Below are 21,789 nucleotides of genomic sequence, written 5' to 3'. Positions count from 1 at the left end.
GAGGCGTAATGCCGACAGCTGCCGACTATCTGGAGCAGCTGAAAGCGCTGCTGCCGCCTGGTCAGGCGTTCCCGCGGGAATCCGATACCACCTTGCATGATCTTCTGGACGGCATGTCAATCGAGCTTGCTCGAGTAGACGGTCGCGGCGAAGCGCTACCCCTTGAGGCGAACCCTGCCAGCACCAACGAGCTATTGACTGACTGGGAGCGGGTCGCGGGTCTGCCAGATAAGTGCTCAGGCGTTCTGGAGGAAACCCTGCAGGGCCGCAAGAGCGCACTTTTAGCAAAACTCACCAGTACCGGTGGGCAATCGCCCGCCTATTTCATTCAGCTCGCCGCCTCACTTGGGTACACGGTGACCATTGAGGAATACAGGCCTTTCAGGGCCGGTCACTCAAGCGCGGGAGATCCACTGACTAATGGTCCGTGGATTTTTACTTGGCTTATCAGGGCGCCCGAAGTAAGCGTCACGGACTTTCGGGCCGGTCGATCTGCTGCTGGTGAGCGATTGCGGACATGGGGCAATGACACCCTCGAATGCAAATTAAATCAATTGAAGCCTGCGCACACGATTGCGCTCTTCGCATATGGAGCATGACACATGCACAGAATTGATGGCCCTGGCGCTACGGTCGACAAAAAGTTTACCGATGGCGATCCAGTTGGAGGTGTGCCAGCCACAGTTGTAACAGACGAGTGGCTGAATGATGTTCAGGAAAACATCATGGCGGTACTCTCTGCTGGTGGTGTAGCTCCAACTAAGGGGCGAGCAGCAGATCTTCTTGATTCTATAAGGAAGATTGGAGTTGGCGTTGTGGGGGCTGTTCGAAATGCGAAAATGTCCCTTACGACGGCGAGCTCTTCTGCAACGTTTACAGCTGATGAAGTCGTTGTAGAAACTGCAATCGGCGGTCTGCAATATCGGCTTTCAAGCTTTAACAAAACCATCAATGTCAGCACGGTCGGTGCTGGAGGCATGGATACTGGCGCTCCTTCGCCTAGTGGGTTTGTCTCTATTTATGCGATCTATAATCCAACTACACAAGCGTCTGCGCTGCTTGCTTGCATTCAGACGGTGTCCAACGGTTCGATATACACTGGCGCAAACATGCCTTCGGGCTATACGGCGTCTGCGCTCGTTGCTAGCTGGCCAATTACAGCAGCGTCGATTCTGTCTGTTGGCTTCTTGAGCGACAGGACTGTGGCAATTCCGGCAGTCTCCGTACTTAATAGCTCGGCTATTGTCAGCTCTCAAGCATCTCTTTCAATTTCTAATGCCGTTCCTTCCAATGCCAGATCGATTAACGGCTACGTTTCTGTAAGTTCTACCTCTGCCTCCAATCTTGGCGTAACGCTTTTTTCTTCATCATCAGTAACCGGTGGCGCGCAGCCTTTCATCTGGGGGTCTTGCCCGCCAAACGCGCTTCAGCAGGGTGGATTCTCTGGATTGCAAATCGCTGTGCCGAGCGTTATCGGCTATACCACGGCATCTACCGTAGGCACTCCAAATTTCCAAATCAACATCAACTCGTATTCTTTCTGAGGATAAAAAATGGAATCTGTATTTGTTCAGTTTTCAGACTCCGAGGAAGCAGTTGTGCTTTCTGTTTTTGGGTGCCCACAAGATCCTTCCGAGTACCCGAATCAGCAGGAGATTAGTGTTGAAGATCCACGATATTTGAAATTTATCAGCCCACCGATCACCGAACCAGCCACCGATCCTCTCGAGAAACTGAAGGCTTTTTTGGCGGCGAATCCTGACGTGGCGGCCATCTTGGGCTAGTGGAGTAAATGGCGGGCCAGGGTCTCGGATAGGGCTCCGACGCCCTAAGGCCACGTGTTATGATGGTGGCGTCTGATTTTTTGGTTTGCCCTGATGAGTAGCAAGAAAACAAACGCTCAAAGTTCTCGAATGGAATCACTTGATGGGCTGCGAGGGATCGCAGCGCTGATCGTTGTGTTTGCCCACTCGATGGTTTCTCAGCCGTTCTATTGGAATCTTCGTTTTGTTCAGTCTGAAGATTCAAAAAACATAGGTGATTTACTTCTTCTTTATTCTCCGCTCAGGATTTTTTATTCCGGAGATAAAGCAGTTATCCTGTTTTTTCTTCTCAGTGGGTTTGTTCTTTCGCTACCGTGGATAAATTCTCGGCAGTTATCATATGGCGGTTTTTTAGTGTCGCGTGTGTGCAGGATCTATTTGCCATACTGCGCCGCAATGGCGCTTGCTGCTGTATTAGCCTTCATTTTTGGAGGGGCGCCGATACCTGGCGCTGGGGATTGGGTTAATGTTTATGGTTGGGTAAATGATTTTTCAATAATGAATTTGCCCAGCATTATTTTAGTTCTTGGGAATGGCTTCAGTTCTTGGATAAATAACCCAACGTGGTCGCTTGTCTGGGAAATGCGCGTATCGTTGTTGTTTCCTTTGCTGATTGTTCCAGTTATTCGGTGGAGACTTTGGGGAGCGTTTTTTGTTGCTCTAGTCCTTTATGGGCTGTATTGCCTGGGGTCTTTTTTTGCTGGTGAATATTCGGAGGCTGCTGGTTTTCTTGGTCAGCCTCAGGATACGTTCTATTTTGCTGGTTATTTTCTCGCTGGTATTGTTTTGGCTATTTATCGCGAATTCTTTATGGCTCTCGCGTCAAAAGGTAAAGGTATCGGCGCGTTGGCGTTTCTCGTTTCTGGTTGCGCTGTATGGATTGCCAGCCCGATTTCTGATAATAATTTTTTCAAGGCATTAGGCGGCGCGCTGGTTATTGTTGCTGCAATATCTGAAGGGGCGCCACGTGGATGGCTTAATAAGGCTGTAGTCCAATGGCTCGGGCGAGTGTCCTATAGTCTATATCTTGTACATGTGCCGACCATTCTTGCTTTTCACTATATTCTTTATGGCATTGTTCCATATGCTGTTATTAGCGTTATTGCAATTCCTATTTCTTTGGTCGTGGCGGAGTTGTTTTATAGAGTTGTTGAGAGGCCGTCGCATGACCTCGGCCGAAGTCTTGTTAAGCGAATGTCGATAAGAGCAAGTATGGAAGCCAAACCGATCTAACTTTTAAAACTAACTCTCAGTCCCCGCCAAGTGCGGGGATTTTTTTGCCTGGAGAAAAGTGATGGGTGTATCTGAGAAGGACCGCGACATCCTCGCGCGCACGCTGTGGGGGGAGGCTCGCGGTGAATCGCTGGCTGGGCAGATTGCCGTGGCTTGGACTATTCGCAACCGTGTGTTCGATGGAAAGGAGAAGTCGTGGTGGGGTGAGGGATGCGCCGGCGTGTGCCAGGCGAAGTACCAGTTCAGTTGCTGGAACAAGAACGACCCGAATTTCCCATTCCTGAGCGGTGCACGTCAGATCCCGTTCCGCGAACTGGCGCAGTGCCGGATTGCTGCTGACCAGGTAATCGACGGCAAGGTGCTGGATCCTACTGGCGGTGCCACGCATTACTACGCGCTCAGCATGAAGACTCCGCCAGCCTGGGCGGCGAAGGCCAAGCAGACCCTGAAGCTTGGCGGGCACGTGTTCTTCCGGGACGTGCCGTGATGGTTGTGCCGTGGAAGGGCGTCGGCGCGGTGGTGCTGGTGTTGATCGGCGCCGGTAGCGCGTGGCAGTTCCAGGACTGGCGCTACGGTGAGCAACTGGCCGAGCAGGCCCGACTGCACACCGAAACCCTCAATCAGTTTACCATGGCGGCCGCCACCGCGCAGCAGGCCGAGCAGGACAAGCGGCTGGCGCTCGAGCAGCGACTGGCGGTCAGTGACAAAACCCACTCCGAGAAAATGACCAATGCCCAAAAAGACCAGGCTGTTCTGCGCGATCGCCTTGCCACTTCTGATCTGCGGCTGTCAGTCCTCCTCGACGCGGGTGCAACCGGTGGCTGTTCAGTGCCTACCACCGCCGGCGCCGGCGGCGTGGATCATGCAGCCGTACGCGCCCAACTTGACCCAGCGCATGCTCAACGAATTGTCGCCATCACCGACGAAGGTGACCGGGGATTGATTGCACTCCAGGCCTGCCAAGCGTACGTGCGAGAAATCACGCGCTGATGGGGCGGATCAGGTCGGGGCCTTGGTTGCGGACATTGCCGACGGCGCGGTCGACCTTGAACCATTCGAAAACCTCGGATGGCTCGCCCTGGTGCAGCACCATCTGCTCGGCGCGCTCTTTCGGTGTCGCTGGGTCCAGCCATTCGCGGGCAAGCTCTGGCGAGAGAACTACCGGCCGCCGGTCATGAATGTCGACCATGCCGCCCACGCTGTCGGCGGTGATGATGACAAAGCCGTCATGCTCGCCTGGATCATGCTCATCGTTCGGATATTGGCCGATCGCGGCGCAGAGGATTGGCGACTGGTCCCGATGCCGGATCAGGTATGGCTGCTTCTTCGGGCCACCCTCGTCAACCCACTCGAACCAGTTGTTGATCGCAATGATCGCCCGGTTCGGCCAGATGGCGCGGAAGAATGGACCGTGGGCGACTTTTTCGACCCTGGCGTTGATCGGTGCGGCGCGATCCTTGGCCCAGTGCGGACGCCATCCCCAGCGGACCATGTCGGCGTGCAGGAACTGACCTTCCTGATGGAAGAGGGCAAGCTGGGCGGTCGGCGCGGCGTTGTACCGCCCCAGAGGCTGCTCGCCGGTTGAGTTGATCAGGGCGTTCGGCATGCTGAGCGCTGCCACGAAGTCGTGAATGCCGCTGTATTGGGAGAGTCGTCCGCACATTGCCAGATCCTCGCATGAGCTTTCAGCGTAGACCTGCTGGAGCTGGCTTCGTCACAAAACCTTTTCCGGCGCAGGTCTGGCAGTCATCGCGCGCGCCAAATCGGTCAAGGCACACAGGGCAGGTGCAGAACGCCGCTGATTCAATGTGTGGTCGCACCTTTTCAAAAGTACGCAGATCGCGCTCTTCCTTTGCGACTTGGCCAGCATCGACCAGCGCGCGGTAAGTGTCTGGGTCGTCGATGGGGCTGTAGTCGACGCCACCGATTACTCGCTCAGTTTCGACCAACTGGTATTGCTGCCCATACATGGCCAGGATCAGTCCGGAAATTTTGCCAATGTTCCTGGAGAGCCCCAGGTTGAGATGTACGCCTTCTGGACCAGAGTAAACCTTCCCGTCGTACGCGAATGACGCGCCTCGCGGCGTGGCAGATGCGAAGTTGAATATGGACCGGCTGATGGTGCCCAGCAGCTTTCCGTTGTCGATCTGCACGACCCTGTAGGTCGACGCACCGCGGTAATGGCCCGGCGAATTCTGCAGCTCCTCGACGGCGTGCCAGTAAGCAGCGTCTGCCACCTCGTTCATTTCGAACTGTTCAAGCTGGTCGATCAGTCCCTCTGTTTGCAGCGTCGCTGACATCTCATGAAGGGTTTCGCGGTGCCCCTCTGGGTTTTGCATGCGGAAATCTTGATCATCGAGAGTTGAGCGCCATCGCTGGAGTCGGAGGGCTTTCGCCTGGTCGAAATTCATGGGAACGGATTCACTGTACAAATGCTGTATGCATGTACAGTAATCGAGTCGCGCAAGGTGGGCGAGGGTGAGGCGACGAGCTGTAGGATTGGGGATTGTGTTCGGTCGGCAGAACGCCGGTGATGGGTGCGCAAAACCTCCCTTGGAGGCCGCGTATTTACGTTTGCATAAGCACAAAAAAATGGATGTTTTGCAACCTGTGAAACTGGCTATATTCCTTTTAAATCAATAGTTTGCGTTTCTTCACGCACCAGCATGGGGTGCTAGGGGTCGAGTGTTCGAATCACTCCGTCCCGACCATATTTTACAAAGGGTTGCGAGATTTTATCTCGCGACCCTTTTTTATTTCTCTTCGTTTTTACCCCTACAAAACCACTGGCTCTGGGTGGAATCCTCACGGCTTCCGCGTGGGCGGACGCAGGCTTTGGCGCTCACGCGTGGTCTCTTTACCAATGTTGATTGGTCTTTTTCTTCAGGTCCTGACGTTTTTGACTGTTTAAGACTATTTTCCTGCGTATTGAGAACTACATACAGGTCAACCATCAGCTTGAATATCTCAGGTCGCTCGGGTCATCCTACGTACCCGGTAGTTAGGCTTGGGCGGCACTGGGATCGTATAGCCGTCGGGGACTAGACTGCGTAGGTCATAGCCCATCATGAATAATCCAGCTTCAAAGGCGTGGCAGCGGTCTACCAGCTGAGGCTGCTTGGCGAATAGTTCGGACCCTTCTAGTACCGCGCGGATGATCCAACCTAATTGGAGCTGGTGCCGTGCCCAAAGGTGGCGACTGGTGGTGGAGAGTTGCGGTGTACCGTTGTAGCCAAGCTTTAAGTGTTTTGGGTTTCGAATCTGGTCGCCGATCCCTGGCCCCCAGGCGAAGTCCAGTGCCTGCGGCGCAGTGGTGCCGGTGCCTTGGCGGTAAAGGCGGTAGAGCAGCGCGATGGCGGCACCGACCCGGCCGTCATAGATGGGAGAGCCAGTGGTATCGAGCAGGGCATGGATCTTAGTCATGCCCGAGTCGAATCTTAGGATGTTCTGCTTGGTGAGGTGGTTGAGCTGCTGCTTGCGGTCCAGCGCGAGAAGCGCCTGGCACTGCTTTAGGTAATTCACCAAGTTCTTGTTGTGCATTTGCTCTTTGAGGAATCCGACGGCGCCATCGACATTTCCCCACGCTAGGATCGCTTCGCAGGCCCCATGCGTGGCGAACTCATCGCGGGCTCGAACCGCAAGGCGCAAGCGAATGCGCAGCCGGCGCAGCTCCGCCTTTACCGTCTCCCAGTTCCCGCCCCACTGGTATTCCGCCTGAACCGCTTCGATACCTTGAACCTTGCAGTCGATCGCTCTGCGCACGAACCTGCTGCGCGAGACCTTCAGATGCACTGGCAGAGTGGGGAGGTTTTCGATTAGCCACTGGATGAGGCCGAGCACGTCCGGTTGCTCGAGAAACTGCTTGCGATTCATTCCATGGTTCCTAGTCGCGTCGTGATGAGGATCAAGCTCTAAGGTAGCGCGACGGGGTATGTTTGAGTGCCTGTTTTTCGATCCACAGTGGATCTTTCACTATTGACTACACTCGACGAGCGGGCATTCGCTTTGGCTAATCCTAAAAGTCACTTGAGCTGGCATTTGGACGACAGAGCATCTGAATGGACTTTTGATGAGGTCGGAATCAAATGCAAAGGCAAGGCGATTCGATTTTTCTTAGTGCTTCTGACTTGGTTGGACATCTTAACTGCCGGCACTTAACGAGCCTTGACTTGGCGGTGGCGAATGGCGAGCTAGAACGCCCTGCTATCTGGGACCCATTGCTGCAGATTCTATGGGAGCGTGGCACGCGACATGAACAAGGCTTTGTCGAGCACCTACGATCCCAGGGTCTATCCGTGACAATCATTGACGGTATCGGAGTTGATGACGAATCGGTTGAGCGCACAAGGAGCGCCATGCTCGCTGGGGATGAGATCATAGTACAAGGCGCGTTTCGCGCGAATGGTTGGGTGGGTCGCACGGATGTCCTCAGGCGAGTAGAGGCCGAGAGCAATCTTGGAGCATGGTCTTATGAGGTGATCGATACCAAGCTTGCTCGTGAGACGAAAGGTGGAACTGTCTTGCAGCTTTGCTTGTACGCCGATCTAGTCGGCACCATCCAAGGGGGTTGCCCGACACATAGCTATGTAGTTGCCCCATGGTCCGGGTATGAGCCTCAGATGTATCGAATGGACGATTACGCAGCGTACTTCCGACGAGTCAAAAGCAGTCTTGTAGCTGCTATCGAGCACGCGGGGGAGGTGATCTATCCTGAACCGAAGGAGCATTGCGACATCTGTCGTTGGCAGAGTCGTTGCGACCGGAAACGTCGAGAGGATGACCATCTCTCGCTTGTGGCCGGGATTACCAAAGTCCATATCGATGAGTTAAGACGGCACGGCATAGAAACTATGACGGATCTAGCAGCAATGCCGGTTCCGCTTCCATGGAGGCCCTCGCGCGGGGCAGTACATTCGTACGAGCGGGTACGAGAGCAGGCGCGCATTCAGGTCGAGGGACGCGAAGCAGGGAGCGTGCTTCACGAACTTTTACCTGTTACGGAGGGATTCGGTTTAGCGAGCTTACCCGAACCTTCAGTCGGGGATATCTTCTTCGATCTGGAGGGCGACCCATTTGCTGGGGAGGGCGGCCTTGAGTACTTGTTTGGTTATACTTTTATTGATGGTAACAATGGCATCGCTTATACGGCTGACTGGGCGCTATCTCGTGAGGAGGAAAAACTGAATTTCGAGCGTTTCATCGATTTCGTCGTCGCTCGACAGGAGCAATACCCGGATCTGCACATTTACCATTTCGCACCCTATGAGCCGGCTGCTCTAAAACGGTTGATGGGGCGTCATGCAAGTCGTGAAGAAGAGATTGATGCTCTTCTGCGCTCTAAAAGTTTTGTTGACCTTTACAGCGTGATACAAAATGGTCTGCGAGCGAGCGTGGAAAGTTACTCGATCAAAAAGCTTGAGCCCTTATACGATTTCAGCCGAGATACAGAACTTTCAGAAGCAAACAAGGCGCTTGCTAAGGTTCAAGCATGCCTTGAGCTGGGAGATTTAGCGTTCATCAATGATGTTGATCGTTCTGTTGTGACTGGATACAACCGAGATGATTGCGTATCTACCTGGCGACTTCGGGACTGGCTAGAAATACAGCGCACCAACTTGATCAACGTTGGCAATATCATTCCTCGACCGGAAGTCCCTGGGAGCGTGCCAAGCGAGGCACTTGGTGAATGGCAAGAGAAGATCATTGGGCTTATCGAACGGTTGACGGACGGGGTTCCTACTGATGCGGCGGAGCGCACGGCCGAGGAGCATGCTCGATGGATTCTCGCGCATTCGCTCGACTGGCACCGGCGAGAACAGAAGGCGCTTTGGTGGGAGTATTTCCGTCTTTCCGACCTCATGGCAGAAGATTTGCTCGACGAGCGAGCTGGACTTTCAGGTCTAACATTTGTAGGCGTGAATGGGGGAACCGCTAAGGCACCCATTCATCGCTACAGCTTCCCTCCTCAAGAAACGGAGATGCGCGGCAGTGAGGATTTGCACACTTTGGGAGGCAGGAAGCTAGGCAGCGTCGACGCAATTTCTCTGGATGAACGTTGGGTCGATATTAAGAAAAGAGGGGACAGTGCAAATATTCATCCTGAGGCAGTTTTTTCCCACACAGTTATTAATACGACTGTCCTCGCCAATGCGCTTGTTCGCATCGGCGAACATGTCGTTGCTCATGGGATGGAGGGAGGCGGACCCTTTCAGGCCGCTCGTGATCTTCTGATGCGTCTGCCCCCTCGTATAGGCAATCAACCGATCCAGCATGAAGGTGAGCCTGCCCTAGATGCCGCACTCCGTGTTGCGGCACATATCGAAAGTGGACTGCTTCCAATTCAAGGGCCGCCAGGTGCCGGCAAGACGCACACAGGCTCACGTATGATCTGTTCTCTCGTGCAAGCCGGGAAGACTGTTGGAGTAACTGCCAATAGCCACAAGGTCATCCGCAACCTTCTCGATGGAGTTGTGAAGGCTTCTGAAGAAATGGGAATTGATGTTTGCTGCTTTCAAAAACCTTCGGAGATGGAACCAGATCAGCAGCGATTGCGATTTGTAAAAAGTAATGCTGATTTGCTAAACGCCATCGGCAGCAGAGCAAATGTGGCAGGAGGGACTGCTTGGCTGTGGGCGTCGCCTGATGCAGCGCACTCCGTGGATGTGCTGTTTATTGATGAAGCGGCGCAAATGGCGCTTGCGAATGTAATTGCTGTATCACAAGCGGCGAATAGCGTTGTGTTGCTAGGCGATCCGCAACAACTCGATCAGCCGATGCAGGGTAGTCATCCAGAAGGCACTGATGTTTCAGCTCTGCATCATATTCTTGGTGAAGAGCAGACGATTGCGTCTGACCGAGGACTTTTTCTTGCGGAGACATGGCGTCTTCATCCGGACATCTGCTCCTATACGTCCGAACTATTCTACGAGGGGCGTCTTCATCCTCGCCCAGGATTGGAGGCTCAAGCAATTCGCTCACCCGGACGCCTCAATGGTTCAGGCCTCCGCTATGTTGCAGTCGTTTCTGAAGGCAATCAGAGTTCATCGCCGGAAGAGGCTGATTGCGTTCGAATGCTCGTGGAGGAAATCCTTGCGTCAGGCACTACTTGGATCGACAGACATGGTGTTGAGCGACTGATATCGCTTCAAGATATATTAATCATTGCTCCCTACAATGCGCAGGTGTTCGAGCTACAGGACCGCATTTCGGGAGCTCGGATCGGAACGGTCGACAAATTCCAAGGACAGGAAGCACCGATCGTTATTTACTCGATGACAACATCAAGCTACGTCGATGCACCGCGTGGAATGGAGTTTCTCTACAGCCTAAACCGACTGAATGTCGCTACATCACGTGCGAAATGTGTTTGTGTACTCTTTGCGTCGCCTACATTGTTTGAGGCTCAATGCCGAACACCCCGCCAGATGCAACTCGCCAATGCTTTCTGTCGGTACGATGAACTTGCGATAAGAATATGAGATGAGCGTACTAACCCTGACTTCTGAGGGGCACGCCGCGCAAGGTAATGGATACGGTGGTCAAGTTATTTTGAACGCTGGCTTGGGTTTATCCGGCCAGTGATTCAGCCTCTGCTGACGTCCTATATTGTGGGCAAAAATCTTCGGGACAGTAGATGTCATATTGGAGGGCGGTGATGCTATGCGGATAGCCACTTCATCATTAAAGGTGAGCAATTCGAGACGTATAGAATGTTTGCGGGTAACGCCTCGTTGCCGATGATGATGCGGTACTCTCATCTCTCGCCTGACTATTTACAGGGAACCATCAGTTCGGTCCGGCACTGCAATAAGCTAAATTCCAATTGTCAGGGAGCGAAAATGAGGAAAACGGTAGATATCAGCAAAGTTGCCGGGATTGAGTATCACGGTAGTTCTGGAGTTACTCAGAATTCCATCGGCGCCATCGTGAATATCATCAACTCTGGCGAGAAGATCAAGTCAGCCTGGATTTTATCTTGGTTCGATGGAAGCATTGGTGAGCATAGTTTTTTACTAAGTATATACCCTGCGCGACAGGTGCTTATAAAGACAGGCTTCACGTCGGGGTATTCAGGAGAGGGACCGAGTGGGCTTTCCACCGCTCTTAAGATCCTACAACTGCATAGAGTAGAGATTGAAGAGTACGACATCGATCGAGCGGAGCAGCAACGGATTGAGGCAGGATGCCTACTTTCATCTGATTTGGAAAGACTGGAAAAATCTCGCCCTATTCGTCCAACTAGATTCTACGACTACATCCTACGACAACCAAATTTTCCACGAGAAACTGACGTCCGTGATGTTCAGCAATGCTTTCCTGCTGCTATCAATTTAGGGCTTCTCGACGAGAGACTTGTAGAGTTGGCGATCAGCCTCCTTGAGAGTCCGGACTTAGCGATTAATACCGCCTTTCGTCGATTAGAAGACATTGTCAGAGATAGAGTAGGCATTTACGACAAGAGTGGCACTCATCTGTTCAAGAAAGCTTTTGAGGGCGACAAGTCCCTGCTCCACTGGAACGATCTGGACGGCGGCGAACAGGCAGGAAAAGCGGGACTGTTCGTGGCGGTTTTTCTTACCTACCGTAATCCCCGGGCTCACCGTGAAATCCTCTGCAATCCCCAGGAAGCCGTGCGCGAGTTCATGCTGATCAACCAGCTCTATCTCTTGGAAGCATCGGCGGTGGAGCGGATCACCAACGTCGTCTCCTCTGAATGAGGAGCGGAGTAAGCGCTTTTGATTTTTGCAGCTGCCTGCTATGGATATGAGTCGGTAGTAGCGCTAAGCTCGTGCAATCATTAACATGCCAAGGAATAAGCTATGCAGCTGGGGCTCAATCTTCTAAAGAAAACCAAGGATGAATTTCTCACTGAGCTCGCCAATTTGGCCAAGGCGAAAGAGACCCTCATATTCATTGATACCAATATTTTGGCGTACCTATTCAAGCTCCATTCTGCTGCGAGGCAGGAGTTTTTTGACTGGGCAGTGGTGGCGATCAACGAAAATCGGCTTTGTCTACCTGCATGGTGCGCAGGCGAATATCTGGCAAGAGTCAGAGATAACCAACTTCACACTTACACTCCAAAAAGCAAGGGTGACGACCAACCGAGGAAGGCTCTTGAGGCTATGCTCGATACTGCTTCACTGTTCGTGGATGATGCCGTCCTCAGATCTACAACCTATTCTGGCTCCCGAGCAGCATATTTAGCGGGGTTTCGGGCGGCTATAGACGAACTCAAGCAATACACCCAAGCATTTAAGCACCAATTTGATCCCGACAAAATCCACGCTGAAATTGAGGAACATCTGGGGGCAGCGGTACTTGATTCTCCTATTGCCAATCTTTGTGATAGAGCAGCCAAAGAAGGGCCGTCGCGGATTGAGCATCGGTTGCCTCCCGGCTTTCGTGACGAAGGGAAGCCTGAAAATCGCTTGGGCGATTTGATAATTTGGCTGGAAATTCTTGAATATAGTCTTAAGCGAAAAGACGATTTTACTCACGTGTTGTTTTTGACTAATGACGAAAAATCGGATTGGGTGTATTCGCCAGCTAAACGATTGGATATTAAAGGTGCCAACCTCAAACCTGTACCTAACAATAACCCAAATCTGAAGATCATCGATCCTCGTTTGGTTTCGGAGTTCAAGCAGGCGATCGGCCATTCGAATGTCTCGATTTGTACCCTATCTACGCTTGTGCAGGGTTTCTCCAAAACTGACCCTACTACGGTTGCTCAGCTCGCAGCCGCAATCCAAATCGAACTGGTATCAAGCGAAGGGGGAGCGAATGGTACAAGCGCGAATGCGCAGGAACAACCAAACGCGGAAATTGAAGTGGGGGTGGCCACGGATGTAGAGGCTGTGCCAGAAGCTGATCTACGAGTAGATCCCACAGTTGATGAGCGTCCGAGCGAAGAGGCCAATAGCGCGTCTGGAGTAGCGTCGGAGGATTCTAACCAAGTCCATCAGCCCGTCCCTGTTGATCTCGATCTCGATCTCGATTCCGAAGACGAAATTGCCGAGGTCATCCAGTTGGAGGGCTATCGAGATTCAACCTATCAATCAGATGCACCAGGTGAGCTCAATGAGATTATCACCTCGCTCAGATCACATAACTGGTATGTTCAAAACCCCGCTATAGAAAAATTAAGATCGATAAGCGTTGAATACTCCACCCCCACTTCATGGTTTGTTTTAGGTCGCAATATCTATCAAGCTGCGTGCGGGAACGCACAGAAGGCTATGGATTTCCTATCTAACCTAGATTCTCGTCTTAAGTGGTTCGCCGAGAATATTTCGAAATATGTATTGGCGGGTATAGTATACGAAATATATTTTGATAGTAACGGCGTATTGCGCGATTCGCCAAAAGCTGGTTACTTAGGTAAGCCACTATCCCTTCTCGCTAAGCCGGACTACCCTGAAGTCAGCGAATTCATCAGATCTAAGCTTGAGTCAGCTGGTGCGAATCTCTACTTTTATCCTGGGGATGATCGACAGCACACGGTAGTCGTTCAGTCGGAACCAATTGAAAGTGGTGACGTTTTTGATACAAAACGCAGTAAGTTGATTTCGATTACCATCGATGGGCGACAAATCCTAGCTGATGTGGCGCCGGAGGAAGATCGGTGGCTGACTCGCTATAGAGTTTCCTACAGCACTACCGATATTTTGGAGGACATTTCCACGAGCCTTTCGATTCCTCGTTGGGCACTTGCCTTGGTACTTAACCCCGAAGTTGATGCGAGCGTGAGATTCGTGGTCCCAGAAAATCGATGGTTTCAACCCCGTATTGCTCTTGCACCCAATGCTACAGATTGAATATTTTTTACAAGTGCATAGGCCTGAAGCCGGGGGCTTAGTAAGACTCCGGCTGTCAACTACCAACGCGATTTCGATATTTCACATCGGAACGCCCAGAGGTTGCTCATTTTGCCAAAATGATCTTGGGGTTGGATTAAAAGCTAGTTTGAGCGCGCCTTATTAAAAATCTCCTTGAGTTTTTCTGAATGCCCCCATAGGACAACTCGGGTCGGAGCAAAATCTTTAGATGGATTTTATGCGTGTAAAAGAAAAAATATCTAGCTGTGATGCCAGAATGGCGAAATGCGATAGATCTAGGTTGATGGCATACGCTTAAAGTTGCCCAGGCCGTAAAATTGAGGAGCATCTTATGAGTGAATTGCCAAAAGAGGTCGCGGTAATTTTTGAGTGTAATCCCGAGATTAAAAGGTTGATGCCCAATCCGTTGTTAGTAAATGATTCTGAGTTGCTGGCCTCGCTCACACAACAGTTCAACAAAAACCTAGGTGGAACTCGGTCAGGTGAGCTGCATAGAATCACTTTCAAAAAAGATTCGTCTCGAGAGCTTATGACTATACAGAGTAAAGAGTTGGCAGGACTCTTAACGACTACAGTTGTTGAGCGTGGAAGACTTGACAGTGTTGCTGAGTTAAAAGTCCTGCCCGCGCTCTTTGATGGTGCAATACTGCCGAGCCTGCTTTCTTTGGCCGTTTTTCGGTTGTTAAGAAAAGAGCTTTCTTATATTTCACGTATTGGTGAAGAAAAGGGAAATCACCAGCCTCAGGTTGACCGAGCGCGTTTCGAACGCATTACGAAAGTAATCGTTGATTGTTTTGAGTGTATTCCGTTGGTGTCCATTGATAGCGCTCTTAGAGATATTCATCTTGCGCGGCTCATAAGGTCGAATGATGAGTGTTATGAACTCTTTGTTTCAGAGCGATGCAGTTTTCAGAAGTTGTTATCGGGCTGGCCTGCTGGGTACTATGTCTACTATCAAAGCAATCAATATTACAATCCTCAGCAGTTAGATGTTCGATTGTTTTTAGATCGTCAGATTATGCAGCACCCAGTGTTTCTTTTGTTTGAAAGCTTGGTGGCCGGGCGAATATGTGAAGTATTGTTGAGTGGGAATTATTCGGAGTTGAATATTCATCGTCAGCGCCGCTCGCTTGGTAAGGCTATCAATGAATTGCGAAGCTGTTTGGATGATGTCTTCAGAACCTTGGAAAATGGTAGTGAACAGCTTAAGAAAGAGATGGATAATCGGGATATTACACGCCGAGAGTATGACGAAATAAAAGTATTCCTTCAACAGCACGACGCTGGTAGGGAATTACTGGAGAGTAGGCTTTCTGCAGCTCTAGATCAGAAACTTGATGGCCTCGATCTCCTGGAGCGAATAACTTGGAAGGAGAAGATTGAATTGTATTTGGTCAACGGCGCCTTGGTGATTAATGATGATTATGTAGAAGATCGGAGTAGGGTAGAGTAGAGAGCTAAATAATTCCCTGGAATAATTCTGGCTTTTCCGTTGGTATAGATATGCAGCTTTTGGTCCTGTCGGTGGTTTAAGGGCAAAAGCTGCAGTTCATGATTTATCGCTATATCTACTTTTTAATGGCGGTTAAGTTATTATCCAGTAGCGCCATTAAATGGATTTCCCTCGATAAATCGACTGGATAACTTCCACTCCAGTCTTTGGGCAAGCTTTTCAGCTGTTCCAGGCACCAAGAAGGCAAAGATTAGGTTGTAGCTGCGATCCTGACGGTAATCCTCACTCTGACGCTCAAAGTTTTCCCTGATTGTTTCTCGCCGTTTAGCCCACGTACCTTATGCATCCTGATCTTTCACGAGGTCATCGTGGTGGAAGGCCTTGAGCGTCCAACCAAACGCCAGTAGATACGTTTTGTAGGAATCAAATGTTGTGTTTGTCACGTTGAGTAATCGTTCAAGTATTGCAAATCGCGAATAGGTCCTTGTTAAAACGGTGCTGCAATTCAGCATTGCCATCTTTGCGCGTCACGCCATCCAACGGCCACGCCTTGGCCAGATCCTGGGCGGTCAGCGTTTGCACTTTCGTCGCTTTTACTTGGTCAGCCTCTACGTTAGCAGCGGCGTATGCCTGTGCCTTGGCGGTTTTCTTTTGCTCGTTGGGATTGATTTGCTCATCGATGAGCGCCCGGGCCTGGTTGCGTGCTTTACGGATGTCCGTGAGGGATTTGCGCGGCCATGACCCGCAGGAGTACTCTTTGTTCTGGTCGCCCCACCGATACCGATAGAAAAAGCTGACCGACACACCGTCCTTGCGGACTGTGATTCGACCGGCCAGATTGCCGTCCTCCCTGAGGATTTTGCCGGCATCGTTGGCGGTCAGTGACTCAAGTTCTTTGATGGTGATTTTGGCCATGGAACGGACTCCCCCTACTTTAACCCCCACAAAAACGTCGGCTCTTGATGGACATTACTGGACTCTCGTAGAGCAGAACACCGCTGGAGCTCAAGTAAATACTAGCTTAGAAAAATCCAGAGTAAAATTTTGGAAGCTATCAAGAAGTATGAAAAAGGAGATGGGGTGCTAGGGGTCGAGTGTTCGAATCACTCCGTCACGACCATAATTCCTGAGTAGAATCAGACACTTAAGCCGATCACCTTGATCGGCTTTTTTGTGCCCGCGAAAAACTGCTGTTGCAGTAAAACCGTTCAAGGTTTCTTTTCTTCAACTCCATCCTTCGATCCGCTGGATGTTTGCGCATCCTTCTCGGTTTCATGGGACTCTGCACCGGAGTTCGACCCCGAGGCTTCTTCACCCTTTTTGTCGGCCTTGTCTTCCTTGGATTCGGTGCCTCCCTGATTGACCCCGGGAATACCCGTAGGCGGAACGGTGCTTCCCGCCATCGACAGCGGTGCGGTGGCAGATAAAAGACTTCCAAGCATGAGGGCTGCAATGGTTCTGTTCATCGTCGGGCTTCCGCGTCAGGTGGATAGACGTTGGAAGTTCTGACGCGGGGTAAAGTGCCGGTCAACTGACGGGCGGGTACCGTATCGCGATGCGGCGCAGTTTATCTCAACGGTACAGATAATTACGGCCATGCTTCACTGCTCTCGCAACTGGCTCCACTCAATGCCGAACCGTCCGAGGTACTTCCTCAATCGGTCCGCATCGTTGGGCTGCGCCTTGGCCTGTCGCGACACACCGAACAGTCGCCTGCCGGCATCCGACAAGCTGTCTGCCTGTCTGCAAACCTCGAGCACCGCCTTCAATTGCAGCCGATCGAACAGGTCCAGCGTCTGCGCATCGCCCGGCAGATCATTCGTCATCCCGGCCGGTTGCGCCAGGCCCCACGCATACCGCAGCCGATCAATTTCCTCCTCGACCTGCGCTTCATCGATTCGCCCGCTGTCGGCCAGCGTCGCCATGCGCGTGATCGAGGCCGAAAGCTCGCGGAAATTGCCCAGCCACGCAGCTTCCCGTGAGCTGGCGAAACTCAAGTAGCGCCGTCGAGCTTCAAGGTTGAAGCGCACCAGTTGGCCGTGTTCGCGAGCATGGCGTTCGAGCTCGAAATCGATGTTGGGTTCGATGTCTTCGCGGCGACCCGCCAGGCCTGGCAGGTCGAACGTCCAGAGGTTGATCCGTGCGTAGAGATCTTCCCTGAACAGACCTTCGGCGACGCGACTGCGCAGGTCGCGGTGGGTGCCGGCGATGATCAGGAAGTCGCTGTCGACCTCCTTGTCCGAGCCCAGCGGGAAGAAGCGCTTCTCTTCGATGGCCTTGAGCAGCATGGCTTGTTCGTCCGCGCCCAGCTCGCCGATCTCGTCGAGAAACAACATGCCGCCGTCAGCCGCTCGCAGCAGACCATCGCGGGCGTTTTGCGCGCCGGTAAAGGCGCCTTTGACGTGGCCGAACAGCGCGGACATTGCCCCATCGCCACGCAGGGTCGCGCAGTTCACTTCAACGAAACGCCCCTGCATTTGATGGCGACTGCGTTTGAGCTCGTAGATACGTCGGGCGAGAAAGGATTTGCCGGCGCCAGTCGGGCCGATCAGCAGCATCGGCGCTTTGGAGCGCACGGCCACGCGTTCGATTTGCTCGATCGAGCGGTTGAACGCTGTATTGCGGGTGGCGATGCCGGACTTGAGAAATTCCAGGCCTTCCAGACGTTTGTGGGTGAAGCGTGAGGCAATCCGGTCGTAGCGCGACAGATCCAGGTCGATCAGGGCGTGGGTGCCGGTGGCTGGTTCTTCTTCGCTCTGGCGGCGGGCGGGAGAGGTCTGGATCAGGCGCGCGGGCAGGTAGCGCGCCTCGGTCAGCAAGAACCAGCAGATCTGCGCGACGTGGGTCCCCGTGGTGATGTGCACCAGATAGTCCTCACGCTCGGTATCGAAGGTGTACTCGGAGGTGAAGTCGTGAAGTGCGCCGTAGACCTCCTCGAAATCCCAGGGGTTGCGCAACGCCATCGGGTGCAGGCGCACTTCCGTGCCCGGCGACACCTGACGGATGTCCTCGCGAATGCGTTCGGCCAGGCTCGCGTCCCGGGCGTCCGTGCCGTGTATCAGTTCCAAGCGATGGATCAATACGTCCGGTTGCTGGCACAGGCTCACGCTAGGTCGCCAATGGTTCCAGCGATTGGCGCCTTTGCCTACGCGATCGAGGGTGGCGCCGATGAAACCGATGGCGACGGTGCGCTTGCTGGACATTGATTATCCTGAAAGATAAATGACGATAGCCAATGATAGTCTTCGAGGGTGTTATCTGTCGTGACGAAAATTCAGGAATGCTCGTTCTTAAAATAAAACTCTTTAAAATCAAATAGATAAAAATAATTCACGAACGTTTTCAAAAACTGGCACAGCGGCTGCAATACCTCTCGCAACGAACAGGACAACACAGCGAGACGCCACGATGGCCAACTTCAACCTCTTCAATACGCAATCGAAAACCCTGCCGGCGTGCGACACCTTGAATGCTTCCGGAGCCGCGGCTTATGCCTATACGCCCAAGCATCAACTGGCACAGTTGGCAGTCACCGGTTGCCTGAATTCCACCTTTTACGCATCCGCACAAAGTCAGTTGGATCAGGTGTTGAAGCTGGTGGCGGAACTGGACAGCCGCTTCGTGGCGAATGCCGCTCTCTACGCCCGTCAAAAGGGTCATATGAAAGACATGCCAGCGTTGTTGCTGGCGGCGCTGACGGCTCAGCGTTCGGCTTTGGTGCCAGAGGTGTTCGGGCAGGTCGTGGACAGCGGCAAGATGCTGCGCAACTTCGTGCAGATCCTGCGCAGTGGCGCCACCGGTCGCCGCTCCCTCGGCTCCCAACCCAAGCGTCTGGTGCAGAACTGGCTGAACAGTGCAACCGAGCGACAGTTGTTGCAGGCATCGATCGGCAATCAGCCTTCGCTGGCGGATGTGGTGAAGATGGTTCACCCAAAACCGTCCGAGGCTTGGCGCGAAGCGTTTTTTGCCTGGGTGATCGGTAAACCGATGGATGCACAGGCGCTGCCCGCACTGACTCGCGATTTGCTGGCCTTTCGCAGCGGTGCGAGTGATCAAGTGCCTGAAGTGCCGTTTCAATTGCTCGGTAACGAAACCTTGAGCAAGGAACAATGGGCAGCTCAGGCGCGGAACATGGGCTGGCAGGGCCTGCGCATCAACCTCAATACGCTGGCGCGCCACGGCGCTTTTGAAGTACCGGGTTGCACCGAATACGTGGCCGCGCGGTTGGCGGATCCTGAAGCGGTCGCTAAAGCGCGGGTGTATCCGTACCAGTTGCTGGCGGCGTACCGGATGGTTGGCGATGAAGTGCCGGCGCTGATTCGTGAGGCTTTGCAGGATGCGCTGGAGCTGTCGTTGACCAATGTGCCGAAGCTTCAGGGTGCGGTGGTAATTTGCCCGGATGTTTCCGGCTCGATGGGTAGCCCGCTGACCGGTTACCGTCAGGGCGCGACCACCGCGGTGCGCTGCATCGATGTGGCGGCGTTGATCACGGCGGCGGTGTTGCGTAAACAGCCGACGGCGCGGGTGATGCCGTTCGAATGGAAGGTGGTGGATATCACCCTCAACCCGCGCGACAGTGTGATCAGCAATGCTGAAAAGCTTGCGGGCATTTTCGGCGGCGGAACCTGCTGCTCGGCGCCGTTGAAGAAACTGGCGGACAGCAAGGCCAGGGTCGATACGCTGATCATGGTGTCGGACAACGAATCCTGGATCGATGCGCGACGCCAGGGCGCCAGCGAGACGATGCTGCAATGGGAACGGATCAAGCGGATCAACCCTCAGGCACGCCTGATTTGCATTGACCTGCAACCGGGTTGGGCGACACCAGCGGCGGATCGTGACGACATCCTGAATGTCGGCGGTTTCAGTGACGCGGTGTTCGATGTGATCGAGCAGTTCACTGCCGGCCTGTACGGACCGCAGCACTGGGTCGAAGCGATTGAAAGCATGGGATGAGGCGATGAGCCGCCCAATGAATTGATTTGTCACGGGCACTGAATGCCGGTGGGACTACATCCAAGACGTCTCACCAACCCCTTGTCAGTGCTCGTGACGGCACGAATGCCGATGGCTGTACATCTGAGGCCGGCTAACCCCGGTGCGCGGCAACGCGCAACAGTCATCAACCTTTGTCGTGCCACCTTTTTTGAATCTGCCGGCGAACGCCGGTGGAACTACCTGAAGAATCGAGATGATGAAAGAACACACTTACCAACTGCTGGAAGTCGCCAACGGCAAGCCGATCAAGCTCTGGACCGAAGGCGTCCCGGTGGAAAGCGAAGCGCGCGAGCAGTTGATGAACACGGCGAAGATGCCCTTCATCTTCAAACATCTGGCGGTCATGCCGGACGTCCATCTGGGCAAGGGCTCGACCATCGGCAGCGTGATTCCCACGGTCGGCGCGATCATCCCGGCTGCGGTCGGGGTGGACATCGGTTGCGGCATGATTGCCGCGCGAACTTCGCTGACGGCGGCCGATCTGCCGGACAACCTGCACGGGCTGCGCAGTGCCATCGAACAAGCGGTGCCCCATGGCCGCAGTTCGACCCGGTCGCGCCGTGACAAAGGCGCCTGGGACGAGATTCCGCAACAGGCCGATCAGGCCTGGGCGTCGCTGAATCCACGGTTCAAGGCGATCACCGACAAGTACCCGAAACTGGCCAACACCAACAACCGCGGGCACCTCGGAACATTGGGCAGCGGTAACCACTTCATCGAAGTGTGCCTGGATGAGGCCAACCGGGTCTGGTTCATGTTGCACAGCGGCTCGCGCGGTGTCGGCAACGCCATCGGCAACCTGTTCATCCAGATGGCCCAGGCGGATATGCGTCAGCACATCGCCAACCTGCCGGATCGTGACCTGGCGTACTTCGAAGAAGGCAGCCGGCATTTTGATGACTACGTGGAGGCGGTGGGCTGGACCCAGGATTTCGCCAAACAGAACCGTGCGCTGATGATGCAAGCGGTGATTCAGGCCACGCGGCAGATCATCCGCAAGCCATTCGACGTCGCGCTGGAAGCGGTGAACTGCCACCACAACTACGTGCAGAAAGAGCGGCATTTCGGCGAGGACATTCTGGTCACCCGCAAAGGCGCGGTGTCGGCGAAAAAGGGCGAGTTGGGGATCATTCCCGGTTCGATGGGCGCCAAGAGTTTCATCGTGCGCGGGCTGGGTAACGAGGAATCGTTTTGCTCCTGCAGCCACGGTGCCGGTCGGACCATGAGCCGTACCAAGGCCAAAAACACCTTTACCGTCGAAGATCAGATCCGTGCCACCGCGCACGTTGAATGCCGCAAGGACGCTGCGGTGATCGATGAAATTCCGATGGCCTACAAGGACATCGACAAAGTCATGCACGCCCAGCGTGAGCTGGTTGAGGTGTTGCATACCCTGCGTCAGGTGGTGTGCGTCAAGGGATAACGCGTGCCGCAAGGCACG

General features: G+C 53.4%; 17 protein-coding genes and 1 pseudogene. 12 read left to right on the top strand and 6 right to left on the bottom strand.

Going from position 1 to position 21,789, the window contains the following annotated elements; genetic code table 11:
• Positions 1 to 8: 8 nt before the first annotated feature.
• The 6 genes from L6D74_RS12115 to L6D74_RS30330 all read left to right on the top strand — a co-directional run bounded on the left by L6D74_RS12115 (position 9) and on the right by L6D74_RS30330 (position 4,046).
• Positions 9 to 599 (top strand): YmfQ family protein, encoded by a 591-nt coding sequence (locus L6D74_RS12115; protein ID WP_236189304.1) that lies wholly within the window; start codon positions 9 to 11, stop codon positions 597 to 599.
• A 3-nt stretch (positions 600 to 602) separates the two neighbouring features.
• Positions 603 to 1,544 (top strand): hypothetical protein, encoded by a 942-nt coding sequence (locus tag L6D74_RS12110; protein ID WP_236189303.1) that lies wholly within the window; start codon positions 603 to 605, stop codon positions 1,542 to 1,544.
• A 9-nt stretch (positions 1,545 to 1,553) separates the two neighbouring features.
• Entirely contained in the window at positions 1,554 to 1,784 is a 231-nt protein-coding gene (locus L6D74_RS12105) for a hypothetical protein (RefSeq protein WP_236189302.1), read from the top strand.
• Between the two features lie 93 nt (positions 1,785 to 1,877).
• A complete protein-coding gene (locus L6D74_RS12100; RefSeq protein ID WP_236189301.1) occupies positions 1,878 to 3,056 on the top strand; it encodes an acyltransferase family protein in 1,179 nt (392 codons plus the stop codon).
• 61 nt (positions 3,057 to 3,117) lie between these two features.
• Entirely contained in the window at positions 3,118 to 3,543 is a 426-nt protein-coding gene (locus tag L6D74_RS12095) for a cell wall hydrolase (RefSeq protein ID WP_236189300.1), read from the top strand.
• Positions 3,543 to 4,046: a lysis system i-spanin subunit Rz gene (locus L6D74_RS30330; RefSeq protein ID WP_236189298.1), complete on the top strand. Its 504-nt coding sequence runs from the start codon at positions 3,543 to 3,545 to the stop codon at positions 4,044 to 4,046. Before L6D74_RS12095 ends, L6D74_RS30330 begins: the two co-directional genes overlap by 1 nt.
• Here L6D74_RS30330 and L6D74_RS12085 read toward each other — a convergent pair.
• The 3 genes from L6D74_RS12085 to L6D74_RS12075 all read right to left on the bottom strand — a co-directional run bounded on the left by L6D74_RS12085 (position 4,036) and on the right by L6D74_RS12075 (position 6,929).
• Positions 4,036 to 4,719, bottom strand: a complete 684-nt coding sequence (locus L6D74_RS12085) for an SOS response-associated peptidase family protein (RefSeq protein WP_236189296.1) — start codon at positions 4,717 to 4,719, stop codon at positions 4,036 to 4,038. The two genes, L6D74_RS30330 and L6D74_RS12085, sit on opposite strands and share 11 nt — an antisense overlap.
• A gap of 22 nt (positions 4,720 to 4,741) precedes the next feature.
• Entirely contained in the window at positions 4,742 to 5,467 is a 726-nt protein-coding gene (locus L6D74_RS12080) for a hypothetical protein (RefSeq protein ID WP_236189294.1), read from the bottom strand.
• Between the two features lie 556 nt (positions 5,468 to 6,023).
• Positions 6,024 to 6,929, bottom strand: coding sequence for a hypothetical protein (locus tag L6D74_RS12075; protein WP_236189292.1), 906 nt, complete (start codon positions 6,927 to 6,929; stop codon positions 6,024 to 6,026).
• Between the two features lie 212 nt (positions 6,930 to 7,141).
• Between L6D74_RS12075 and L6D74_RS12070 the strand changes: the two genes are divergently transcribed.
• The 4 genes from L6D74_RS12070 to L6D74_RS12055 all read left to right on the top strand — a co-directional run bounded on the left by L6D74_RS12070 (position 7,142) and on the right by L6D74_RS12055 (position 15,350).
• The gene (locus L6D74_RS12070; protein WP_236189289.1) at positions 7,142 to 10,534 is read left to right on the top strand and encodes a TM0106 family RecB-like putative nuclease; all 3,393 of its coding nucleotides are present in this window, start codon (positions 7,142 to 7,144) and stop codon (positions 10,532 to 10,534) included.
• 360 nt (positions 10,535 to 10,894) lie between these two features.
• Positions 10,895 to 11,773: a TIGR02391 family protein gene (locus L6D74_RS12065; RefSeq protein ID WP_236189288.1), complete on the top strand. Its 879-nt coding sequence runs from the start codon at positions 10,895 to 10,897 to the stop codon at positions 11,771 to 11,773.
• Positions 11,774 to 11,875: 102 nt separating this feature from the next.
• Entirely contained in the window at positions 11,876 to 13,876 is a 2,001-nt protein-coding gene (locus tag L6D74_RS12060; protein WP_236189286.1) for a PIN-like domain-containing protein, read from the top strand.
• 352 nt (positions 13,877 to 14,228) lie between these two features.
• Positions 14,229 to 15,350: a hypothetical protein gene (locus L6D74_RS12055; protein ID WP_236189284.1), complete on the top strand. Its 1,122-nt coding sequence runs from the start codon at positions 14,229 to 14,231 to the stop codon at positions 15,348 to 15,350.
• Between the two features lie 477 nt (positions 15,351 to 15,827).
• On the opposite strand, the pseudogene L6D74_RS12050 reads toward L6D74_RS12055, so the two are convergent.
• The 3 genes and pseudogenes from L6D74_RS12050 to rtcR all read right to left on the bottom strand — a co-directional run.
• A pseudogene (locus L6D74_RS12050) lies at positions 15,828 to 16,265 on the bottom strand (Arm DNA-binding domain-containing protein); the annotation flags it as partial.
• Positions 16,266 to 16,558: 293 nt separating this feature from the next.
• Entirely contained in the window at positions 16,559 to 16,816 is a 258-nt protein-coding gene (locus tag L6D74_RS12045; protein WP_236189282.1) for a hypothetical protein, read from the bottom strand.
• A gap of 135 nt (positions 16,817 to 16,951) precedes the next feature.
• On the bottom strand, positions 16,952 to 18,553 hold the full coding sequence (gene rtcR, locus L6D74_RS12040; RefSeq protein ID WP_236189279.1) for an RNA repair transcriptional activator RtcR: 1,602 nt from the start codon (positions 18,551 to 18,553) through the stop codon (positions 16,952 to 16,954).
• Positions 18,554 to 18,758: 205 nt separating this feature from the next.
• On the opposite strand from rtcR, the gene L6D74_RS12035 reads away from it, so the two are divergent.
• Complete coding sequence (locus tag L6D74_RS12035; protein WP_236189277.1) at positions 18,759 to 20,306, top strand: RNA-binding protein; 1,548 nt, start codon at positions 18,759 to 18,761, stop codon at positions 20,304 to 20,306.
• Positions 20,307 to 20,544: 238 nt separating this feature from the next.
• Positions 20,545 to 21,771: an RtcB family protein gene (locus L6D74_RS12030; RefSeq protein WP_236189275.1), complete on the top strand. Its 1,227-nt coding sequence runs from the start codon at positions 20,545 to 20,547 to the stop codon at positions 21,769 to 21,771.
• Positions 21,772 to 21,789: the final 18 nt, after the last annotated feature.

The sequence above is a fragment of the Pseudomonas pharyngis genome (genome assembly GCF_021602345.1).
Classification (GTDB): Bacteria; Pseudomonadota; Gammaproteobacteria; order Pseudomonadales; family Pseudomonadaceae; genus Aquipseudomonas; species Aquipseudomonas pharyngis.
The sequence above is the reverse complement of the archived record's forward strand: the minus strand, read 5'-3'. Positions and strand labels throughout refer to the sequence as shown.